The sequence below is a fragment of the Streptomyces wedmorensis genome (assembly GCF_000716445.1).
Taxonomy (GTDB): domain Bacteria; phylum Actinomycetota; class Actinomycetes; order Streptomycetales; family Streptomycetaceae; genus Streptomyces; species Streptomyces wedmorensis.
The window spans coordinates 34,608-54,383 of the sequence record NZ_JNWK01000048.1 but is presented as its reverse complement, the minus strand read 5'-3'; the positions used below and the strand labels follow the sequence as shown (position 1 = coordinate 54,383).

16 protein-coding genes are annotated in these 19,776 nt (G+C 71.5%); 15 read left to right on the top strand and 1 reads right to left on the bottom strand.

Going from position 1 to position 19,776, the window contains the following annotated elements:
- Positions 1–429: 429 nt before the first annotated feature.
- Positions 430–1,194, bottom strand: coding sequence for an SDR family NAD(P)-dependent oxidoreductase (locus OO54_RS30695; protein ID WP_033208889.1), 765 nt, complete (start codon positions 1,192–1,194; stop codon positions 430–432).
- A gap of 58 nt (positions 1,195–1,252) precedes the next feature.
- On the opposite strand from OO54_RS30695, the gene uvrC reads away from it, so the two are divergent.
- From uvrC to OO54_RS30620, 15 genes are all read left to right on the top strand, one after another.
- Positions 1,253–3,247 (top strand): excinuclease ABC subunit UvrC, encoded by a 1,995-nt coding sequence (gene uvrC, locus OO54_RS30690; protein WP_033208887.1) that lies wholly within the window; start codon positions 1,253–1,255, stop codon positions 3,245–3,247.
- Positions 3,244–4,221, top strand: coding sequence for an RNase adapter RapZ (gene rapZ / locus OO54_RS30685; protein WP_051787300.1), 978 nt, complete (start codon positions 3,244–3,246; stop codon positions 4,219–4,221). Before uvrC ends, rapZ begins: the two co-directional genes overlap by 4 nt.
- Positions 4,218–5,243, top strand: coding sequence for a gluconeogenesis factor YvcK family protein (locus OO54_RS30680; RefSeq protein ID WP_033208885.1), 1,026 nt, complete (start codon positions 4,218–4,220; stop codon positions 5,241–5,243). The genes rapZ and OO54_RS30680 overlap by 4 nt, the downstream gene beginning before the upstream one ends.
- Complete coding sequence (gene whiA / locus OO54_RS30675; RefSeq protein ID WP_017238652.1) at positions 5,234–6,223, top strand: DNA-binding protein WhiA; 990 nt, start codon at positions 5,234–5,236, stop codon at positions 6,221–6,223. Before OO54_RS30680 ends, whiA begins: the two co-directional genes overlap by 10 nt.
- Before the next feature lie 164 nt (positions 6,224–6,387).
- The gene (locus OO54_RS30670) at positions 6,388–9,339 is read left to right on the top strand and encodes a M14 family metallopeptidase (RefSeq protein ID WP_033208882.1); all 2,952 of its coding nucleotides are present in this window, start codon (positions 6,388–6,390) and stop codon (positions 9,337–9,339) included.
- A 218-nt stretch (positions 9,340–9,557) separates the two neighbouring features.
- Entirely contained in the window at positions 9,558–10,568 is a 1,011-nt protein-coding gene (gap, locus tag OO54_RS30665; RefSeq protein ID WP_033208879.1) for a type I glyceraldehyde-3-phosphate dehydrogenase, read from the top strand.
- A gap of 105 nt (positions 10,569–10,673) precedes the next feature.
- A complete protein-coding gene (locus OO54_RS30660) occupies positions 10,674–11,885 on the top strand; it encodes a phosphoglycerate kinase (protein ID WP_033208877.1) in 1,212 nt (403 codons plus the stop codon).
- 6 nt (positions 11,886–11,891) lie between these two features.
- Positions 11,892–12,668 (top strand): triose-phosphate isomerase, encoded by a 777-nt coding sequence (gene tpiA / locus OO54_RS30655; RefSeq protein WP_033208874.1) that lies wholly within the window; start codon positions 11,892–11,894, stop codon positions 12,666–12,668.
- 97 nt (positions 12,669–12,765) lie between these two features.
- A complete protein-coding gene (gene secG, locus OO54_RS30650) occupies positions 12,766–12,996 on the top strand; it encodes a preprotein translocase subunit SecG (RefSeq protein ID WP_017238647.1) in 231 nt (76 codons plus the stop codon).
- A gap of 77 nt (positions 12,997–13,073) precedes the next feature.
- The gene (locus OO54_RS30645; RefSeq protein ID WP_071891222.1) at positions 13,074–13,409 is read left to right on the top strand and encodes an RNA polymerase-binding protein RbpA; all 336 of its coding nucleotides are present in this window, start codon (positions 13,074–13,076) and stop codon (positions 13,407–13,409) included.
- A gap of 136 nt (positions 13,410–13,545) precedes the next feature.
- Positions 13,546–14,760: an MFS transporter gene (locus OO54_RS30640; protein WP_033208871.1), complete on the top strand. Its 1,215-nt coding sequence runs from the start codon at positions 13,546–13,548 to the stop codon at positions 14,758–14,760.
- A gap of 48 nt (positions 14,761–14,808) precedes the next feature.
- A complete protein-coding gene (gene pgi, locus OO54_RS30635) occupies positions 14,809–16,473 on the top strand; it encodes a glucose-6-phosphate isomerase (RefSeq protein WP_399522062.1) in 1,665 nt (554 codons plus the stop codon).
- 4 nt (positions 16,474–16,477) lie between these two features.
- Positions 16,478–16,978: a PH domain-containing protein gene (locus OO54_RS30630; protein WP_033208868.1), complete on the top strand. Its 501-nt coding sequence runs from the start codon at positions 16,478–16,480 to the stop codon at positions 16,976–16,978.
- Positions 16,975–18,540 (top strand): PH domain-containing protein, encoded by a 1,566-nt coding sequence (locus OO54_RS30625; RefSeq protein WP_033208866.1) that lies wholly within the window; start codon positions 16,975–16,977, stop codon positions 18,538–18,540. The genes OO54_RS30630 and OO54_RS30625 overlap by 4 nt, the downstream gene beginning before the upstream one ends.
- 74 nt (positions 18,541–18,614) lie before the next feature.
- The gene (locus OO54_RS30620) at positions 18,615–19,739 is read left to right on the top strand and encodes an acyltransferase family protein (RefSeq protein WP_033208863.1); all 1,125 of its coding nucleotides are present in this window, start codon (positions 18,615–18,617) and stop codon (positions 19,737–19,739) included.
- The last annotated feature ends 37 nt before the right edge of the window (positions 19,740–19,776 follow it).

Here is a 19,776-nt window from a genome sequence, read left to right as displayed (position 1 = left end):
GGGCGGTACCCACCCCCGCGCCTGCGCCCCGCCCGTTGCGGCCCCGCCCCCGCGTTGTGGGCCTTCGCCCCGCCCGTTGTGGGCATTCGTTCCGCTGGGGCGGAACGGGTGGGCACAACGGACGGCGGCCCTTGCCGGGCCCAGGCTTCCGCGCCTGAACCCGCACCCGGAGTGCGACGCCGTATCGGGGCGGGTCCAGGCACAAGGGGCGGAGGCGCCGCCGAGGGCGCCGTCCCGTGTGCCCACCCGTCCCGCCCCAGCGGGACGATCGCCCACACGGCGGTGGGCGAGGGCGAAGGCCCACACGGCAGCGGGCGCAGGCCCACACGGCAGCGGGCGACGGGCGCGGGGGTGGGCACCGCCCCACACGCACCGCCCCACACGGGGGTGCGGCGGGCGCAGGCCCGTACGGCGACGGGTGGACGGTGGTCAGTGGGCCAGGTAGCCGCCGTCCACGGGGAGGATGGCGCCGGTGATGAAGGAGGCGTCGGGGGAGGCGAGGAAGAGGATGGCGGAGGCGACCTCGGAGGGCTCGCCGAAGCGCGCCATGGGATGGGCGCGGACGACCTCGGCGAGGTACTCGGGCCCGCCGGGCTCGTGCCGCGCGGCGGCGACCCGTTCGGTCTCGATGGTCCCGGGTGCCACCGCGTTGACGCGGATGCCGTGCTGCGCCCACTCCACCGCGAGGTGCTTGGTGAGGCCGGTGGCGACGAACTTGGCGGGGCCGTAGACGGCCTGCCGCGCCTGGCCGGCCACGCCGGAGATGGACGAGGTGCAGACGATGGCCCCGCCGCCGGAGACGAGCATGGCCTCGATGGCGTACTTGCAGGTCAGGAACATGCCTCGGCCATCGATGGCCATCACCTCGTCGAAGTCGGACGCCTCCGCCTCGGTGATGGAGAGCAGCGGGATCACGCCCGCGTTGGCGACGAGGACGTCGAGCCGTCCGAAGCGGTCGACCGCCGTGGCGATCATCCGCTTGGCGTCGTCGTCCCGGGACACGTCGCCGACCACGGGGACGACCCCTTCCAGCGTCGCGAGGCGGTCCGCGTCGCGGTCGGCGGCCACCACGTGGGCCCCTTCGCGGAGGAACCGTTCGACCGTCGCCCGTCCGATGCCGCTCGCCGCGCCCGTGATCACGCACACCCGGTCCGCGAGCCGTCCGTGAGTCGTTTCCGCATCATGATTCGCCATGCTTCGCAAACGAGTGCGCGAGGCCGGAGTGTCGGTCCCCGCCAGTAGGGTGGGGAGCATGGCAGACCCCTCCAGCTACCGCCCCAAGCCGGGTCAGATCCCCGACTCCCCGGGGGTCTACAAGTTCCGCGACGAGCACCGCAGGGTGATCTACGTGGGCAAGGCGAAGTCCCTCCGCCAGCGCTTGGCGAACTACTTCCAGCCGCTCACGAGCCTGCACCCGCGCACGGCCACGATGGTGACGACCGCGGCCTCGGTGGAGTGGACCGTGGTGTCGACCGAGGTCGAGGCGCTGCAGCTGGAGTACACCTGGATCAAGGAGTACGACCCGCGGTTCAACGTCAAGTACCGGGACGACAAGAGCTATCCGTACCTCGCGGTGACGTTGAACGAGGAGTTCCCGCGGGTCCAGGTCATGCGCGGCCAGAAGAAGAAGGGCGTGCGGTACTTCGGGCCGTACGGGCACGCGTGGGCGATCCGCGAGACCGTCGACCTGATGCTGCGGGTCTTCCCCGTCCGCACCTGCTCGGCGGGCGTGTTCCGGAACGCGGCGTCGGCCGGCCGGCCCTGCCTCCTCGGCTACATCGGCAAGTGCTCGGCGCCCTGCGTCGGCCGGGTGACGCCGGAGGAGCACCGTGAACTGGCGGATGAGTTCTGCGACTTCATGGCCGGCCGCACCGGCACGTACATCCGCCGGCTCGAGAAGCAGATGACGATCGCGGCCGAGGACATGGAGTACGAGAAGGCCGCCAGGCTCCGGGACGACATAGAGGCGCTGCGCCGGGCGATGGAGAAGAGCGCCGTCGTCCTCGCCGACGCGACCGACGCCGACCTGATCGCCCTCGCCGAGGACGAGCTGGAGGCCGCCGTCCAGATCTTCCACGTCCGCGGGGGACGTGTCCGGGGCCAGCGCGGCTGGGTCACGGACAAGGTCGAGGCCGTCGACACGGCCGGCCTCGTCGAGCACGCGCTCCAGCAGCTGTACGGCGAGGAGAGCGGCGACACGGTGCCGAAGGAGGTCCTGGTCCCGGCGCTGCCGGAGGACGTCGAGGCCGTCACGGCCTGGCTCTCCGGCCGCCGCGGGGCCGGCGTCTCGCTGCGGGTCCCGCAGCGCGGCGACAAGAAGGACCTGATGGAGACGGTCGCGCGCAACGCGCAGCAGGCGCTGGTGCTGCACAAGACGAAGCGGGCCAGCGACCTGACCACCCGCTCCCGGGCCCTGGAGGAGATCGCCGAGGCCCTGGACCTGGAGTCGGCGCCGCTGCGGATCGAGTGCTTCGACATCTCGCACCTCCAGGGCGAGGACGTCGTGGCCTCGATGGTGGTGTTCGAGGACGGGCTGCCCCGCAAGAGCGAGTACCGCCGCTTCCAGATCAAGGGCTTCGAGGGCCAGGACGACGTCCGGTCGATGCACGAGGTGATCAGCCGCCGGTTCAAGCGCTACCTCGCCGAGAAGGACAGGACGGGGGAGTGGGGGCCGGCCGCCGACGGGGAGGGGCCCGGCGACGGCGAGGTCCCGGCCGAGGACGACGGGCGGCCCAAGCGCTTCGCGTACCCGCCGCAGCTCGTGGTGGTCGACGGCGGGCAGCCGCAGGTCGCCGCGGCCCGTCGGGCCCTCGACGAGCTGGGCATCGACGACATCGCGGTCTGCGGGCTCGCCAAGCGCCTGGAGGAGGTGTGGCTGCCCGGCGACGACGATCCGGTGGTGCTGCCGCGTTCCAGTGAGGGCCTCTACCTCCTTCAGCGGGTGCGTGACACGGCTCACGACTTCGCCATCCGTTACCAGCGGTCCAAGCGGACGAAACGCATCCGGACCAGCCCCCTGGACGCGGTCCCGGGTCTCGGCGACACCCGGAAACAGGCGTTGATCAAGCATTTCGGCTCGGTGAAGCGGCTCCGGCAGGCGACAATCGAGCAGATCTGCGAAGTCCCCGGCATGGGCCGGAAGACCGCGCAGGCGGTCGTCGTGGCCCTCGCCCAGGCGGCCCCGGCCGCACCCGCCGTGAACACGGCGACAGGAGAGATCATGGAAGACGGGGACGGCACGGCATGACCGCGCACGAGCAGGACCGGAACGAACCGCAAGACCAGCACGACCGAGAAGACGGAGCAGGACACGTGAGTACGGGCACGAAGGAGACCCCCGGCGACAACGGCGCCGAGGCGGCCATTCCCGAGCTGGTGATCATCTCCGGCATGTCCGGAGCCGGCCGGTCCACCGCGGCGAAGTGCCTGGAGGACCTCGGCTGGTTCGTCGTGGACAATCTGCCGCCCGCGCTGATCCCCACCATGGTGGAGCTCGGCGCCCGGTCCCAGGGCAACGTCGCCCGGATCGCCGTCGTCGTCGACGTCCGCGGCCGGCAGTTCTTCGACAACCTCAGGGAGTCCCTCGCCGACCTCGACGCCAAGCAGGTCACCCGCCGGATCGTCTTCCTGGAGTCGTCCGACGACGCCCTGGTCCGGCGCTTCGAGTCGGTCCGCAGGCCGCACCCGCTCCAGGGCGACGGGCGGATCACCGACGGCATCGCCGCCGAGCGCGACCTGCTCCGCGAGCTGCGCGGCGACGCCGACCTGGTGATCGACACCTCCAGCCTCAACGTCCACGAGCTGCGCGCCAAGATGGACGCCCAGTTCGCGGGCGACGAGGAGCCCGAGCTGCGGGCCACCGTGATGTCCTTCGGCTTCAAGTACGGCCTGCCGGTCGACGCCGACCTCGTCGTCGACATGCGCTTCCTGCCGAACCCGCACTGGGTCCCCGAGCTGCGTCCCTTCACCGGCCTCAACGAGGAGGTGTCGAACTACGTCTACAACCAGCCCGGCGCCAAGGAGTTCCTCGACCGCTACACGGAGCTGCTCCAGCTGATCGCCGCGGGCTACCGCCGCGAGGGCAAGCGGTACGTCACCGTCGCCGTGGGCTGCACCGGCGGCAAGCACCGCTCCGTGGCCACCGCCGAGCGGCTCGCCGCCCGCCTGGCGGCCGAAGGGGTCGAGACCGTCGTCGTCCACCGGGACATGGGGCGCGAGTGAAACCGTACCGTCGGCGTACGTCCACCCTCGCGGTGCGGCGTGCGCTCCGCAGGCGCGGCACCCAGCCGAAGGTCGTCGCGCTGGGCGGCGGCATGGGCCTCTCGGCCTCGCTCGCCGCTCTCCGCCGGATCACCGGCGACCTCACCGCCGTCGTCACCGTCGCGGACGACGGGGGCTCCAGCGGCCGGCTCCGGGAGGAGCTCGGCGTGCTGCCCCCGGGCGACCTGCGCAAGGCGCTCGCCGCGCTCTGCGGGGACGACGACTGGGGCCAGACCTGGGCCAGGGTCATCCAGCACCGCTTCCAGTCCAAGGGCGAGATCAACGGCCACGCCGTCGGCAACCTGCTGATCGTCGCCCTCTGGGAGCAGCTCGGCGACCCCGTCCAGGCCCTGGACCTGGTGGGGCGGCTGCTCGGCGCCCAGGGCCGGGTGCTGCCCATGTCCGCCGTGCCCCTGGAGCTCCAGGCCCTGGTCAGGGGCCATGATCCGGAGCGGCCGGACGACGTGGACACCGTGGCCGGGCAGGCGACGGTGGCGCTCACGCCGGGCGACGTGCAGTCCGTGCACCTGGTGCCGCACGACCCGCCGGCCGTGCCCGAGGCGGTCGAGGCGGTCCTCGACGCGGACTGGGTCGTGCTGGGTCCGGGCTCCTGGTTCTCCTCCGTGATCCCGCACCTCCTCGTCCCCGAACTCCTCGACGCCCTGGTCGAGACGAAGGCCCGGAAAGTGCTCTCGCTGAACCTCGCGCCGCAGCCCGGAGAAACAGAGGGCTTCTCCCCGCAGCGTCATTTGGAGGTTTTGGGACGACACGCCCCTAAACTCGCCCTGGACGTGGTGCTCGCCGACGAGGCAGCCGTGCCCGACCGCGAGTCCCTCGCCGATGCCGCCAAGCGGCTCGGCGCCGCGGTCGAGCTGGCGCCGGTGGCCGGGCCCGACGGCTCCGCGAAGCATGACCCGGAGCTGTTGGCCGCCGCGTACGACCGTATTTTTCGGATGCATGGAAGGATCGGCCCATGGCGATGACGGCAGCGGTGAAGGACGAGATCTCCCGGCTTCCCGTCACCCGGACCTGCTGCAGGAAGGCAGAGGTCTCGTCGATCCTGCGGTTCGCGGGCGGGCTGCACCTGGTGAGCGGCCGCATCGTGATCGAGGCGGAGCTGGACACGGCGATGGCGGCCCGCCGCCTCAAGCGGGACATCCTGGAGATCTTCGGGCACAGCTCCGAGCTGATCGTGATGGCTCCCGGCGGGCTGCGCCGTGGTTCCCGGTTCGTGGTGCGGGTGGTGGCCGGAGGCGACCAGCTGGCCCGCCAGACGGGTCTCGTGGACGGCCGGGGCCGCCCCATCCGGGGTCTGCCGCCGCAGGTGGTCTCCGGTGCCACCTGTGACGCGGAGGCGGCCTGGCGGGGCGCCTTCCTGGCGCACGGTTCGCTGACGGAGCCCGGCAGGTCCTCCTCCCTTGAGGTCACCTGCCCGGGCCCCGAGGCGGCTCTCGCCCTGGTCGGCGCGGCACGCCGGCTCTCGATCGCGGCGAAGGCCCGCGAGGTGCGGGGGGTGGACCGGGTCGTCGTCCGCGACGGCGACGCGATCGGTGCCCTGCTGACCCGGCTCGGCGCGCACGAGTCGGTGCTCGCCTGGGAGGAGCGGCGGATGCGGCGCGAGGTCCGCGCCACCGCCAACCGCCTCGCCAACTTCGACGACGCCAACCTGCGCCGTTCGGCCCGCGCCGCGGTCGCCGCGGGCGCCCGGGTGCAGCGGGCCCTGGAGATCCTCGCCGAGGAGGTGCCCGAGCACCTGGCCGCGGCCGGCCGGCTCCGCATGGAGCACAAGCAGGCCTCCCTCGAGGAGCTGGGCGCGCTCGCCGACCCGCCGCTGACGAAGGACGCGGTGGCCGGCCGGATCCGCCGGCTGCTCGCGATGGCCGACAAGCGGGCTCAGGACCTGGGCATCCCCGGGACCGAGTCCAACCTGACCGAGGAGCTCGACGACAGCCTGGTCGGCTGACCGGATCCCGTCGCCGTACGGAACGGTGAACTCCGAGCTGCCGGTGCCTTTCTGAGGCACCGGCAGCTTTTTCGTACCCCCGCGAGGCACCCTTGACAGGCCCATGGGCGCCCATGAGCCTGGCGTCTGTTCACCTTCGTGACGGACAACAGCAAGGGGGGCTCATGAGACGCAGAGCGAGATCGATCCTCGCCGCGGCTTCACTGCTGATCGCGGGAGTGGCGGCGGCACCCGTCGCCGGAGCGCAGCCGAACGACCGGGACGGCGGCGACGACCTCTCCGTGTGGCGTGCGGTGGTCACCAAGGAGCAGGTGCCGCTGCTCCTCGACGCCGGCGCCGACGCCCACGAGATGACCGAGCAGGTGCCCGCGACGGGCTCCGCGACGGTCGAGCTCTTCCTCACCGGCCGGCAGGCCGGGCAGCTGCGCGGCCAGGGCGTCGAGCTCACCGAGCACCGGCTGACCGCCCAGGCCGAGAAGCGGGTCGACGCCGCCGGGGACGGCGTCTTCCGGCCGTACGGCGGTCCGAACGGCCTCAAGCAGGAGGTCCTGGACGCCGCCCGGGCCAACCCCGGCATCACCAAGGTCGTCTCCATCGGCAAGACGGTCAAGGGCCAGGACATCCTCGCCCTCAAGGTCAGCAAGGGCGCGCAGCGCGTCAAGGACGGCTCCAAGCCCGCCACGCTGTACATGTCCAACCAGCACGCGCGCGAGTGGATCACCCCCGAGATGACCCGGCGGCTGCTCCACCACTACCTCGACAACTACGGCAAGGACGAGCGGATCACCCGGATCGTCGACTCGACCGAGCTGTGGTTCGTGCTCTCCGCCAACCCGGACGGCTACGACTTCACGCACGCCGACCCCGACAACCGGCAGTGGCGCAAGAACCTCCGCGACAACGACGGGGACGGGCGGATCGCCACCGGCGACGGCGTCGACCTCAACCGCAACTTCGCCTACAAGTGGGGTTACGACAACGAGGGTTCGTCGCCCGACCTCGCCGACGAGACCTACCGCGGCAAGGGGCCCATGTCGGAGCCCGAGACCAGGGCGCTCGACGCGTTCCAGAAGCGCATCGGCTTCGCGTACGGCATCAACTACCACTCGGCCGCCCAGCTCCTGTTGTACGGCGTCGGCTGGCAGGTCGCCACCGACACCCCCGACGACGTGGCCCTCAAGGCGCTCGCCGGCACCCCGCAGAACTCCGCCGTGCCCGGCTACCGCCCGCAGGTCTCCTCGGAGCTCTACATCACCAACGGCGAGGCGGACGGACACGCCGCCAACGTCAACGGGATGCAGATGTTCACCCCGGAGATGTCGACCTGCGCCACCGCCTCCCGGGTCGACCCGAACGACGCCTGGAACCCGGCCGACTGCGCCTCCGTCTTCACCTTCCCGGACGACGAGAAGCTGATCCAGGCCGAGTTCGCCAAGAACATCCCCTTCGCGCTCGCCGTCGCCGAGACCGCCGCCCACCCGGACCGGCCCGTCTCCCCGGTCGGCATCGAGGCGCCCGACCTCACCCCGAAGACCTTCGCCACCTCCTACGCCCGCGGCGGGGAGCAGGAGGTCGCCGTCACCGCGCGCAAGTCGCTGCGCGCCAAGACGCTGAAGTACCGGATCAACGGCGGCCGCACCCACAGCGAGGAGCTCGCGGCCTGGAAGGGCGGCGAGACCTTCGGCGGCGAGGACAACCTCTACTTCGACGAGTACCGCGCCGAGGTCGAGGGCGCCCGCCCCGGCGACTCCGTCGAGGTCTGGTTCACCGCCCGCACCCGGGAGGGCCGGGCCACCGCCTCCGCCCCCTTCACCTACAAGGTGGCCGAGCGCCCCCGCGGCGACGTGCTCGTCCTCGCCGACGAGGGCGGCACCACGGCCGCCCGGCACACCGCCGCGTACGTGAAGGCGGTCGCCGACAACGGCCGCTCCGCCGCCGTCTGGGACGTCGCCACCCAGGGCACCCCGGACGCCCTCGGGGTCCTCTCCCACTTCCGCACGGTCGTCTGGTACACCGGCGCCGAGCGCCCCTCCGGAGCCGCCCAGCTCGCCGTCCGCGCCTACCTCAACGAGGGCGGCAAGCTGGTCAACGCCGGCGAGAAGTCCGGCGGGCTCACCCGGATCGGCCGGGCCGAGTCCAACGACTTCGCCCAGTACTACCTCGGCGCGTACCACCGGGCGGGCCTCAAGAACCCGCCCGCCTTCGCCGGAACGGGTGCCTTCGCCGGCATCGGCGCGCCCCTCGGTTCGGCCGCCGACAACCCGCTCGACAACGCGGGCGCGTACACGGTCACCTCGGACACCCTGAAGCCGAAGCTCTTCCCGCAGTTCGCGAGCAGCGCCTCCGCCGGTGACTACCCGGGCATCCGGACCCCGTTCGAGCCCGCCGAGGGGACCACCTTCGCCGCCGTCAAGCACGCCGACGACACCTGGGCCCGGCTCGCCAGGACCGTCGACCTCACCGGCGTCGCGGCCGCCCAGCAGCCCCGCCTCGACTTCCAGGTCAGCTACGACACCGAGCCCGGCTACGACAACCTCGTCGTCGAGGCCCACACCGTCGGCCAGGACGACTGGACCACCCTGCCCGACCTCAACGGCGGCACCTCGGCCGAACCCCCGGCCGACTGCGGCGAGGGCTACTACGTCCGCGGCCACCCCTTCCTCGCCCACTACCTCACCGTCGGCGAGGACGGCTGCGCGCCGTCCGGCACCACCGGCTCCTGGAACGCCTTCACCGGCCCGTCCAACGGCTGGCGCCAGGCCTCCGTCGACCTGAGCGCCTGGGCGGGCAAGCAGGTCGAGCTCTCGATCTCGTACGTCTCCGACCCCGGGTCGGGCGAGACGGGCGCCTTCGTCGACGACACCCGGCTCGTCACCGGCACCACGACCGAGGCGGAGGGCTTCGAGACCGCCTTCGGCGCGTGGACCGTGCCGGGCGCCCCGGCCGGCAGCCCCGGCAACGCCTCCGACTGGACGCGCTCCGCGGCGCTCTTCCACTCCCAGGCCGCGGTCACCACGCGTGACACCGTCCTCCTGGGCTTCGGCCTGGAGCACGTGCCCGGCGAGGCCGATCGGGCACGCCTCGTCGGCCGCGCCCTCGCGGTCCTCCGCCGCTGACGGAGAGTAGTGGGGACAAAGGTCCCAAGGCGGCCCGTACCCGTTGGTAGGTACGGGCCGTCGGCCATATTCCCTCACTTTCCGGGCTCGTCCGGATGCGGCCGATGTCACTCACCGGCCCCTGGGGGGGTAGGGTCGTAAGCGGTCGGGGACATCCCAAAAAACAAAAATCTCGCCGGCGTCGAGCACACCGGCGTAGCTAACGAGGAGATCGGTTCGTGACGATCCGCGTAGGCATCAACGGCTTTGGCCGCATCGGCCGGAACTACTTCCGCGCGCTCCTTGAGCAGGGTGCCGACATCGAGATCGTGGCTGTCAACGACCTGGGTGACACCGCGACCACCGCACACCTGCTGAAGTACGACACCATCCTGGGACGCCTCAAGGCCGAGGTCACCCACACCGCCGACACCATCACCGTCGACGGCCACACCATCAAGGTCCTCTCCGAGCGCAACCCGGCCGACATCCCCTGGGGCGAGCTGGGCGTCGACATCGTCATCGAGTCGACCGGCATCTTCACGAAGAAGGCCGACGCCGAGAAGCACATCACCGGCGGCGCCAAGAAGGTCCTCATCTCGGCTCCGGCCACCGACGAGGACATCACCATCGTCATGGGCGTCAACCAGGACAAGTACGACGCCGCGCAGCACCACGTCATCTCCAACGCGTCCTGCACCACCAACTGCGTCGCGCCCATGGCGAAGGTCCTCGACGAGAACTTCGGCATCGTCAAGGGCCTGATGACCACGGTCCACGCGTACACGAACGACCAGCGCATCCTGGACTTCCCGCACAAGGACCTGCGCCGCGCCCGCGCCGCCGCGGAGAACATCATCCCGACCACGACGGGTGCCGCGAAGGCCACCGCCCTGGTCCTCCCGCAGCTCAAGGGCAAGCTCGACGGCATCGCCATGCGCGTCCCGGTCCCGACCGGTTCCGCCACCGACCTGGTCGTCACCCTCGGCCGCGAGGTCACCAAGGACGAGGTCAACGCCGCGTTCAAGAAGGCCGCCGACGACGGCGACCTCAAGGGCATCCTCTTCTACACCGAGGACCAGATCGTCTCCTCGGACATCGTCAGCGACCCGGCGTCCTGCACCTTCGACGCCTCCCTGACGATGGTCCAGGAAGGCAACACGGTCAAGATCCTCGGCTGGTACGACAACGAGTGGGGTTACTCCAACCGTCTCGTCGACCTCACCGTCTTCGTCGGCGGCCAGCTCTAAGCTTCAGGGCAGGCTTTCGATGTGAGCAGGGCTCGGGCAGCGCAACGCCGCGCTGTGCGAGCCCTGTTTGTGTGCTCCACCGCGTACCAAGGAGTCTGTTAACAGATGAAGACGATCGACGAGCTTCTCCACGAGGGCGTCGAAGGCAAGCGCGTGTTCGTCCGCGCCGACCTCAACGTGCCGCTCGACGGCACCACCATCACCGACGACGGCCGCATCCGCGCCGTCGTCCCCACGGTCAAGGCGCTGGCCGACGCCGGCGCCCGCGTCGTGGTCGCCTCGCACCTGGGCCGCCCCAAGGGAGCCCCGGACCCGGCGTTCTCCCTCGCCCCGGCCGCCGCGCGCCTCGGTGAGCTGCTCGGCGCCGACGTGGCGTTCGCGACCGACACGGTCGGCGACTCCGCCAAGGCCACCGTCGCCTCCCTCGGCGACGGCCAGGTCGCCGTGATCGAGAACCTCCGCTTCAACGCCGGCGAGACCTCGAAGGACGACGCCGAGCGCGGCGCCTTCGCGGACCAGCTGGCCGAGCTCGCCGACCTGTACGTCGGCGACGGCTTCGGCGCCGTGCACCGCAAGCACGCCTCGGTCTTCGACCTCCCGGCGCGCCTCCCGCACGCCGCGGGCTACCTCATCGCCACCGAGGTCGGCGTCCTGAAGAAGCTCACCGAGGACGTCCAGCGGCCGTACGTGGTCGCGCTCGGCGGCGCCAAGGTCTCCGACAAGCTCGGCGTGATCGACCACCTCCTGGAGAAGGCCGACCGCATCCTCATCGGCGGCGGCATGGCGTACACCTTCCTCAAGGCCCAGGGCCACGAGGTCGGCGTCTCGCTGCTCCAGGAGGACCAGATCCCGGCGGTCCTCGACTACCTGAAGCGCGCCAAGGAGCGCGGCGTGGAGTTCGTCCTCCCCGTCGACGTCCTGGTCTCGTCCGAGTTCCCGGACCTGAAGACCAAGGCTCCGGCCAACCCGACGACGGTCGCCGCGGACGCCATCCCGGCGGACGAGGAGGGCCTGGACATCGGTCCGGAGACCCGTAAGCTCTACGCCTCGAAGCTCGCCGACGCCGGCACCGTCTTCTGGAACGGTCCGATGGGCGTCTTCGAGCACCCCGACTACGCCGAGGGCACCAAGGCCGTCGCCCAGGCGCTCGTCGACTCCCCCGCGTTCACGGTCGTCGGTGGTGGCGACTCCGCCGCCGCCGTCCGCATCCTGGGCTTCGACGAGAACGCATTCGGCCACATTTCGACCGGCGGCGGCGCCTCCCTCGAGTACCTCGAGGGCAAGACGCTTCCCGGCCTCGCCGCACTGGAGGGCTGACCCTTTATGAGCACCCGCACCCCGCTGATGGCGGGCAACTGGAAGATGAACCTCAACCACCTCGAGGCCATCGCCCACGTCCAGAAGCTCGCCTTCGCCCTGACCGACAAGGACTACGACGCCTGTGAGGTCGCGGTCCTGGTCCCCTTCACCGACCTGCGGTCCGTCCAGACCCTGGTCGACGGAGACAAGCTGAAGATCAAGTACGGCGCCCAGGACATCTCGGCGTACGACTCCGGTGCCTACACCGGCGAGATCTCCGGCCTGATGCTGTCCAAGCTGAAGTGCGCCTACGTCGCCGTCGGCCACTCCGAGCGCCGCCAGTACCACGCCGAGAACGACGAGGTCTGCAACGCCAAGGTGAAGGCCGCCTTCAAGCACGGCGTGACCCCGATCCTCTGCGTCGGCGAGGGCCTGGACATCCGCAAGGCCGGTCAGCAGGTCGAGTACACCCTCGCCCAGCTCGACGGCGGTCTGAAGGACGTCCCGGCCGAGCAGGCCGAGACCATCGTGATCGCGTACGAGCCGGTGTGGGCCATCGGTACCGGCGAGGTCGCCACCCCCGAGGACGCCCAGGAGGTCTGCGGGGCGATCCGCGGCCGCCTCGCGGAGCTGTACTCGCAGGAGCTGGCCGACAAGGTCCGCATCCAGTACGGCGGGTCCGTCAAGGCCGGGAACGTCGCCGCGATCATGGCGCAGCCGGACGTCGACGGTGCCCTGGTCGGCGGCGCGGCGCTGGACGCCGACGAGTTCGTCAAGATCGTCCGCTTCCGCGACCAGTGAGTATGCGGTAGCGGAGTTACGTCGTACCCTTGCGGGGGTCGGGCAGGTGCCCGGCCCCCGTCCGTATAAGTCCGAGGAAGTTGGTCCAGCCGTGGTTATGGGGTTCTCGATCGCCCTCATCGTCTTCAGCGGGCTGCTGATGCTGCTCGTTCTGATGCACAAGGGCAAGGGTGGCGGCCTCTCCGACATGTTCGGAGGCGGAATGCAGTCTTCCGTCGGTGGCTCCTCGGTCGCCGAGCGCAACCTGGACCGCATCACCGTCGTGGTCGGTCTGCTCTGGTTCGCCTGCATTGTGGTACTTGGTCTGCTGATGAAGTTGGACGGGTAACTCCAATCACTGGACGCGCGTTGGGCCTTACGTAGACTGGGGCATCTTCGAGCACCATCACGCAGGGAGTTACGACCGTGGCAAGTGGCAACGCGATCCGGGGAAGCCGGGTCGGGGCGGGGCCGATGGGTGAGGCCGAGCGGGGCGAATCGGCGCCGCGCGCCCGCATCTCCTTCTGGTGCTCCAACGGGCACGAGACGCAGCCGAGCTTCGCCAGCGACGCGGCGATCCCCGAGACCTGGGACTGCCCACGGTGCGGCTTCCCGGCCGGTCAGGACCGGGACAACCCGCCGGACCCGCCGCGCACGGAGCCGTACAAGACCCACCTCGCCTATGTGCGTGAGCGGCGCAGTGACGCCGACGGCGAGGCGATCCTCGCCGAGGCGCTCGCCAAACTGCGCGGCGAGATCTGAGCGTGGTGTGACGGTGTGACGAACGGGCCTCGCCCGCGAACCGAGTTCGCGGGCGAGGCCCGTTCGGTTTTCCCCCGTTGTCAGTGGTGCCCCCTATCGTCGGTCGCGCAGGAGATCGCACGATCGAGGGGGCGGCGTGACGACGACGGACGCGGTGGGCGAGCGGACCGTGCCCGCCTGGCGGGGCGGTTTCGGACGGCTGTGGACGGCCGCGGTCGTCTCGCGGTTCGGCGACTCGCTGCGCACCGCCGCCATGCCCCTGCTCGCCGCCTCGGTCACCGACGACCCCGTCCTCATCGCCTCCGTCACGGCCTGCGGCTTCCTGCCGTGGCTGCTCTTCGGACTCCTCGGCGGGGCCGTGGCCGACCGGGTCGACCAGCGGCGGGCCATGTGGGCCGTCGACCTCGTCCGCGGCGGCCTGATGGCCGCGTTCGCCGTCGCCGTGGCGCTCGGACACGCCGGCATCGCCCTGCTGCTCGTCCTCGCCTTCGCCCTCACCACCCTGCAGACCCTCTTCGACAACGCGGCCACCGCACTGCTCCCGGCCCTCGTCCCCGCGGAGTCCCTGGCCGGGGCCAACGCCCGCCTGATGACCGGTCAGCAGCTCGCCGGCGGGCTCCTGGCCGCGCCCCTGGTACCCGCCCTGCTCCTGGCCGGAGTCGCGGTGCCGTACGCGGCGGACGCCGCCACGTACGTCCTGGCCGCGCTGCTCATCGCCTCCCTGCGCACCGGGGCCCCCGAACGGCCGCCCAGACCCGCCGGTTCCACCCTCCGGAAGGAGATGGCCGAGGGGCTCGCGGTCCTGCGCGGCGACCGGCACCTACGGTGGCTCTGCACCGCCACCACCCTGTGCAACGTCGGCATGGGCGCGCTCATCGCCACGCTCGTCGTCCACGTCACCGAGGGACTCCACGCGGGGAACGCGGGATACGCGGCCACGATCACCGCCTACGCCGTCGGCGGCGTCGCCGGAGGATTCCTCGCCCGCCGGATCGCCGAACGGACCGGTCGGGTCCGCGCGGTGTTCCTCGCCGGGACCGTCCAGACCGGCTGCCTGGTCCTGATGGGGGCGGTGCCGGTCCTCGCGGCATCGATCGCCGCCATGGCGGTGTTCGGCTTCATGGGGACGGTGTGGAACGTCCAGCAGACCACCCTCATGCAGGAGCGCGCCCCCGAGGGGATGCTCGGCCGCATCGCCGCGGCCTTCCGCACCCTCGCGGTCGCCGGCGCCCCGCTCGGGGCGCTCCTCGGCGGTGGAGCGGCGGCCGGCTGGGGTCCGCACACGCCCGCCCTCCTCGCGGCGGCGCTGTTCGCGCTCGCCGTCGCGTCGCTGACCCCTCTGATCAATTAGGTTTGGGGGTGCAGCGGGGCAGACAAGCAGTACGAGAAGAAGTGGGCGATGTCCGACATGACTACCGAAGGCCGTACCAGGCTCAACCGGCTGCCCGAGTGGGCTGCCCTCGGCAAGCACCGTGAGCAGCTGGGCGGGACCCATCTGCGCGAGCTGTTCGCCGCCGAACCGACGCGCGGCACCGACCACACCCTGCGGGTCGGCGATCTCTATCTGGACTACTCCAAGCACCTCGTCACCGGCGAGACCCTGACCCTGCTGCGCGAACTCGCCGCCGCCACCGGCGTCGCCGAGCTCCGCGACGCCATGTTCCGTGGCGAGAAGATCAACACCACCGAGGACCGGGCGGTCCTCCACACCGCGCTGCGCGCCCCCCGCGGGGCCGTCGTCGAGGTCGACGGGGAGAACGTCGTCCCGGGCGTGCACGCCGTCCTCGACAAGATGGGCGCCTTCGCCGACACGGTCCGCGCGGGCTCCTGGACCGGCCACACCGGCAAGCCGATCAAGAACGTCGTGAACATCGGCATCGGCGGCTCCGACCTCGGACCCGCCATGGCCTACGAGGTCCTGCGCTCCTTCACCCAGCGGGACCTGACGTTCCGTTTCGTCTCCAACGTCGACGGCGCCGACCTCCACGAGGCCGTCCGCGACCTGGACCCCGCCGAGACCCTCTTCATCGTCGCCTCGAAGACCTTCACGACCATCGAGACGATCACCAACGCCACCTCCGCGCGCGACTGGCTGCTCGGCGGCCTCGGCGCCGGCCAGGAGGCCGTGGCCAAGCACTTCGTGGCCCTCTCGACCAACGCCGAGAAGGTCGAGGAGTTCGGCATCGACACCACGAACATGTTCGAGTTCTGGGACTGGGTCGGCGGCCGCTACTCGTACGACTCCGCCATCGGCCTCTCGCTGATGATCGCCATCGGCCCGGAGCGCTTCCGGGAGATGCTCGACGGCTTCCACCTCGTCGACGAGCACTTCCGCACCGCGCCGCCCGAGGAGAACGCGCCGCTGCTGCTCGGCCTCCTCGGCGTCTGGTACGGCGCCTTCTTCGACGCCCAGTCGCACGCGGTGCTGCCGTACTCCCACTACCTGTCCAAGTTCACCGCCTACCTCCAGCAGCTCGACATGGAGTCCAACGGCAAGTCGGTGGACCGCGACGGCAACCCGGTCGACTGGCAGACCGGCCCCGTCGTCTGGGGCACCCCCGGCACCAACGGGCAGCACGCGTACTACCAGTTGATCCACCAGGGCACCAAGGTCATCCCGGCCGACTTCATCGGCTTCGCCCGGCCCGTGGCCGACCTGCAGCCCGGTCTGGTGGCCCAGCACGACCTGCTCATGGCCAACTTCTTCGCCCAGACCCAGGCGCTCGCCTTCGGCAAGACGCCCGAGGAGGTACGGGCCGAGGGCGTCCCCGAGGAGCTCGTCCCGCACAAGACCTTCCGGGGCAACCACCCCACCACCACGATCCTCGCCGACGCGCTCACCCCGTCCGTCCTCGGCCAGCTGATCGCGCTCTACGAGCACAAGGTCTTCGTCCAGGGCGCGGTCTGGAACATCGACTCCTTCGACCAGTGGGGCGTCGAGCTCGGCAAGGTCCTCGCCAAGAGGATCGAGCCGGTCCTGACCGACGGGGAGGGCGGCGAGCACCTCGACAGCTCGACCGCCGGACTCGTCGGCGCCTACCGGTCGCTGCGCGACCGGGGCTGACCGCATGACGGGGGAGAACGCGGTGCGGCTGCGGCCGCCCAGGAACGCCGTGGACGAGCGGGCCGTCACCTGGTGGCGCTGGCAGCTCCTGGTGGCCACCGCCGTCCCGGTGGCGGTGCTCACCGTCCTCGGCGCGTTCATCGGGCCCGCCCGGTCCTGGCTGCTGCTCGCGGCCGTGGCCGTGGCGGCCCCGGGCCTGGCCTGCGCCGCGTTCCTCCCCGTCTGGTGGTTCCGGGTGCACCGCTGGGAGGTCACCGACGACGCGGTCTACGTCCGCACGGGGGCCCTCCGGCAGGAGTGGCGGATCGCCCCGATGTCCCGGATCCAGACCGTCGACACCGTACGGGGCCCGCTGGAGCAGTACCTGAGGCTCGCCACGGTCACCGTGACCACCGCCTCCTCCAAGGGCGCGATCCGCATCGAGGGCCTCGACCACGAGCTGGCCGCCGGACTCGCCGAGCGGCTCACCCTCCTCACCCGGGCCACTCCCGGGGACGCCACGTGAGCGGAGGGCTCGGTGACGCGGACGACCGGGAATGGCGGCGCCTGGATCCCCGTACCGTCCTCGTGCGGGTGGCCCTCTTCGGCGGCGTCCTCGTGGGCGCCGCGCTGCCCGTCGCGTTCGGTCTGGCCGGGGACCGCCCGCTGTGGCAGGCCTTCGCCTGGGTCGCCGCGGCGGCCGCCCTCGCCCTGGGCGTCGCCGTCGTCGCCGAGACGGTCCGCTTCCGCCGCACCCGCTACCGCGTCGGCCCGGACCGGGTCGAACTCCACACCGGGCTGCTCGTGGTGCAGCGCCGTTCGCTCGCCCGCGAGCGCGTCCGCAGCGCCGACCTGAGCGCCAACCCCCTCCAGCGCGTCTTCGGCCTCGTCAAGGTCCGCGTCGGCACCGGCGAGCACAGCGGCGGCGAGTCGCCCCTCGAACTCGACCTGGTCACCCGGGCCGAGGGCGAGCGGCTCCGGCGCGAACTGCTCGCCCGTTCCGCCGGGCCCTCCGGGACCCCGGACGGCGACGACACGCTCGCCGCCCTCGACCCGCGCTGGATCCGCTTCGCTCCCGTCTCCTTCCTCGTGCCGGCCCTCGGCGGCGCCGCCATCGGGGCCGTCATGCAGGTCAGCGAGTGGTTCGGCGCCCAGGGCAAGGTCATCCACTGGATAGGGGACCGGTTCCAGGACGTCTCCCTCGCCTGGATGATCGTCGACCTGGTCCTTCTCGCCGCCGTCACCGGCGCCGTCGGCGCCCTCGGCCTCTGGGTCGAGATGTGGTGGAACTACCGCCTGGAGCGCGAACCGGGCGGCACCCTCCGGGTCGCCCGCGGCCTCCTCACCACCCGCTCCGTCTCCCTGGAGGAGCGGAGGCTGCGCGGGGTCGAGCTGGTCCAGCCGCTCGGCGTGCGGCTGTGCGGGGCCGCCCGTGTCGACGCCGTCGCCACCGGTCTCGCACAGAACGACGGCGACGAGCACGCCGACCTCAAGAACCTGCTGCCGGCCGTGGAGCGGGCCGTCGCCGACCGGGTCGCCGCCCAGGTCCTGCGCGAGCCGGAGCCGCCCACCGCGGCGCCGCTCACCGTCCACCCCCGGGCGGCCCGCACCCGGCGGCTGCGCCGGGCCCTGTGGGCGGCCCTGGCCCCGGTCGTGGTCCTCGCCGTCCTCGGCCTCCTCCTCACCCCGGTGCTGCTGTACGTGGCCGCCGGCTGCGCGGTCGTCCTCGCACCGATCGCCGTGCTCTTCGCCCTCGACGCGTACCGCGGCCTCGGGCACGCCGTCAGCGGCGCCTACCTGGTGACCAGATCCGGCAGCCTCCGGCGCGCCACGGTCGCGCTCCAGCGCTCCGGCGTCATCGGCTGGACCGTCCGGCAGTCGTACTTCCAGCGCCGGGCCGGCCTCCTCACCCTGACCGCCACGACGGCGGCGGGCACGGGCGCGTACGACATCCTCGACGCCGGCGAGAACGAGGGCCTGACCTTCGCCGCCGGGGCGGTGCCGGACCTCCTCGCACCCTTCCTGGAAACGAAGCCTGTGCGAGGGGAAAGAGAAGCCTGTGCGAAACGTGTGACCGATGCACCGTAATATGTGCGCCTGAATCGGGGCCTGATCGCGGTGTACCGCGCTCCTGCCGGTCCACCGTCGAACGGAGTGTTTTCTTGCCCACGCTCATACGCGAGGCGCCGCTGCCCGAAGCCCCGGCCGCCCCTTCGGCCGGACGCGCGGGCGGCATGCTGCCCTCCCTCACGGGCATGCGCTGGGCCGCGGCGTTCCTGGTCTTCGCGTTCCACACGTACAAGTTCGGATATTACGGACCCGAGGACGAGAAGCTGGTGGCCTGGGCCACCCGCTCCGGCAGCGTCGGCGTCATGTTCTTCTTCGTCCTCTCCGGATTCGTGCTGACCTGGTCGGCCCGTCCGAAGGATCGCTTCTTCTCCTTCTTCCGGCGTCGGCTCGCCCGCATCTACCCGATCCACGTGGTCACCGCGGTCGTCGCCCTCGCCCTCGCCTTCACCGTCCTCCCCTGGCTGAGGGACGGCGAGCGGGCCGCACCCGAGGCGATCGCGGCGAACCTGCTCCTGGTGAGCTCCTGGAAGTTCGAGTGGTGGCAGGCGGCCAACCCGGTCAGCTGGTCCCTGGTCTGCGAGGCGTTCTTCTACGCGTGCTTCCCGCTGCTCTACGCGGTGCTGCGGCGCGTGGGACCGAAGGTCCTGACCACGGTGGCGGTGCTGTGCGTCCTCACCGTCATCTACCAGCCGGACGTGTACAAGGCACTGCACATCGACGTGTTCTTCTACAGCTTCCCGCTGGCCAGGCTCCCCGAGTTCATCCTCGGCGTCGCGGTGGCGAGGCTCGTCCAGCTCGGCAAGTGGCGCGGCCCCAGCCTCGAAGGCGCCATGGCCCTGACGCTGATCGGCTACTTCGTCGCCCCGCTCGTGCCCGGCGGGCTGTCCTGGACCCCGCTCATCGGCCTCACCCTCCTGATCGCGGCCGGCGCCGTCGCCGACATCAAGGGGGAGCCGTCGATGTGGCGCCGTCCGGTGCTCGTGAAGCTGGGCGAGTGGTCGTTCGCCTTCTACATGGTCCACCTGCTCGTGATGCACTCCCTGCGACTGTGGGTGGGCGACAAGCCCAAGTTCGACACCCTGCCGGCGTTCGGCCTCGCCGGACTGGCCTTCGTCATCTCCCTCGCCCTGGCGGCCCTCCTCTACACGTACGTGGAGGAGCCCGGACGCCGACTGGTCCTGGGGAAGACGCGCCTGTCGCTCCGCAGGCGCCGCTGACCGCGCCGCGACCCGTACCGAACGGCGGAGGCCCGGT

What these genes read in the sequence shown, in the direction of transcription:
- OO54_RS30695 (WP_033208889.1), bottom strand. Translation starts at nt 1,194, where the DNA reads ATGGCGAATCATGATGCGGAAACGACTCACGGACGGCTCGCGGACCGG.
- uvrC (WP_033208887.1), top strand. Translation starts at nt 1,253, where the DNA reads ATGGCAGACCCCTCCAGCTACCGCCCCAAGCCGGGTCAGATCCCCGAC.
- rapZ (WP_051787300.1), top strand. Translation starts at nt 3,244, where the DNA reads ATGACCGCGCACGAGCAGGACCGGAACGAACCGCAAGACCAGCACGAC.
- whiA (WP_017238652.1), top strand. Translation starts at nt 5,234, where the DNA reads ATGGCGATGACGGCAGCGGTGAAGGACGAGATCTCCCGGCTTCCCGTC.
- OO54_RS30670 (WP_033208882.1), top strand. Translation starts at nt 6,388, where the DNA reads ATGAGACGCAGAGCGAGATCGATCCTCGCCGCGGCTTCACTGCTGATC.
- OO54_RS30660 (WP_033208877.1), top strand. Translation starts at nt 10,674, where the DNA reads ATGAAGACGATCGACGAGCTTCTCCACGAGGGCGTCGAAGGCAAGCGC.
- tpiA (WP_033208874.1), top strand. Translation starts at nt 11,892, where the DNA reads ATGAGCACCCGCACCCCGCTGATGGCGGGCAACTGGAAGATGAACCTC.
- secG (WP_017238647.1), top strand. Translation starts at nt 12,766, where the DNA reads ATGGGGTTCTCGATCGCCCTCATCGTCTTCAGCGGGCTGCTGATGCTG.
- pgi (WP_399522062.1), top strand. Translation starts at nt 14,809, where the DNA reads ATGTCCGACATGACTACCGAAGGCCGTACCAGGCTCAACCGGCTGCCC.
- OO54_RS30630 (WP_033208868.1), top strand. Translation starts at nt 16,478, where the DNA reads ATGACGGGGGAGAACGCGGTGCGGCTGCGGCCGCCCAGGAACGCCGTG.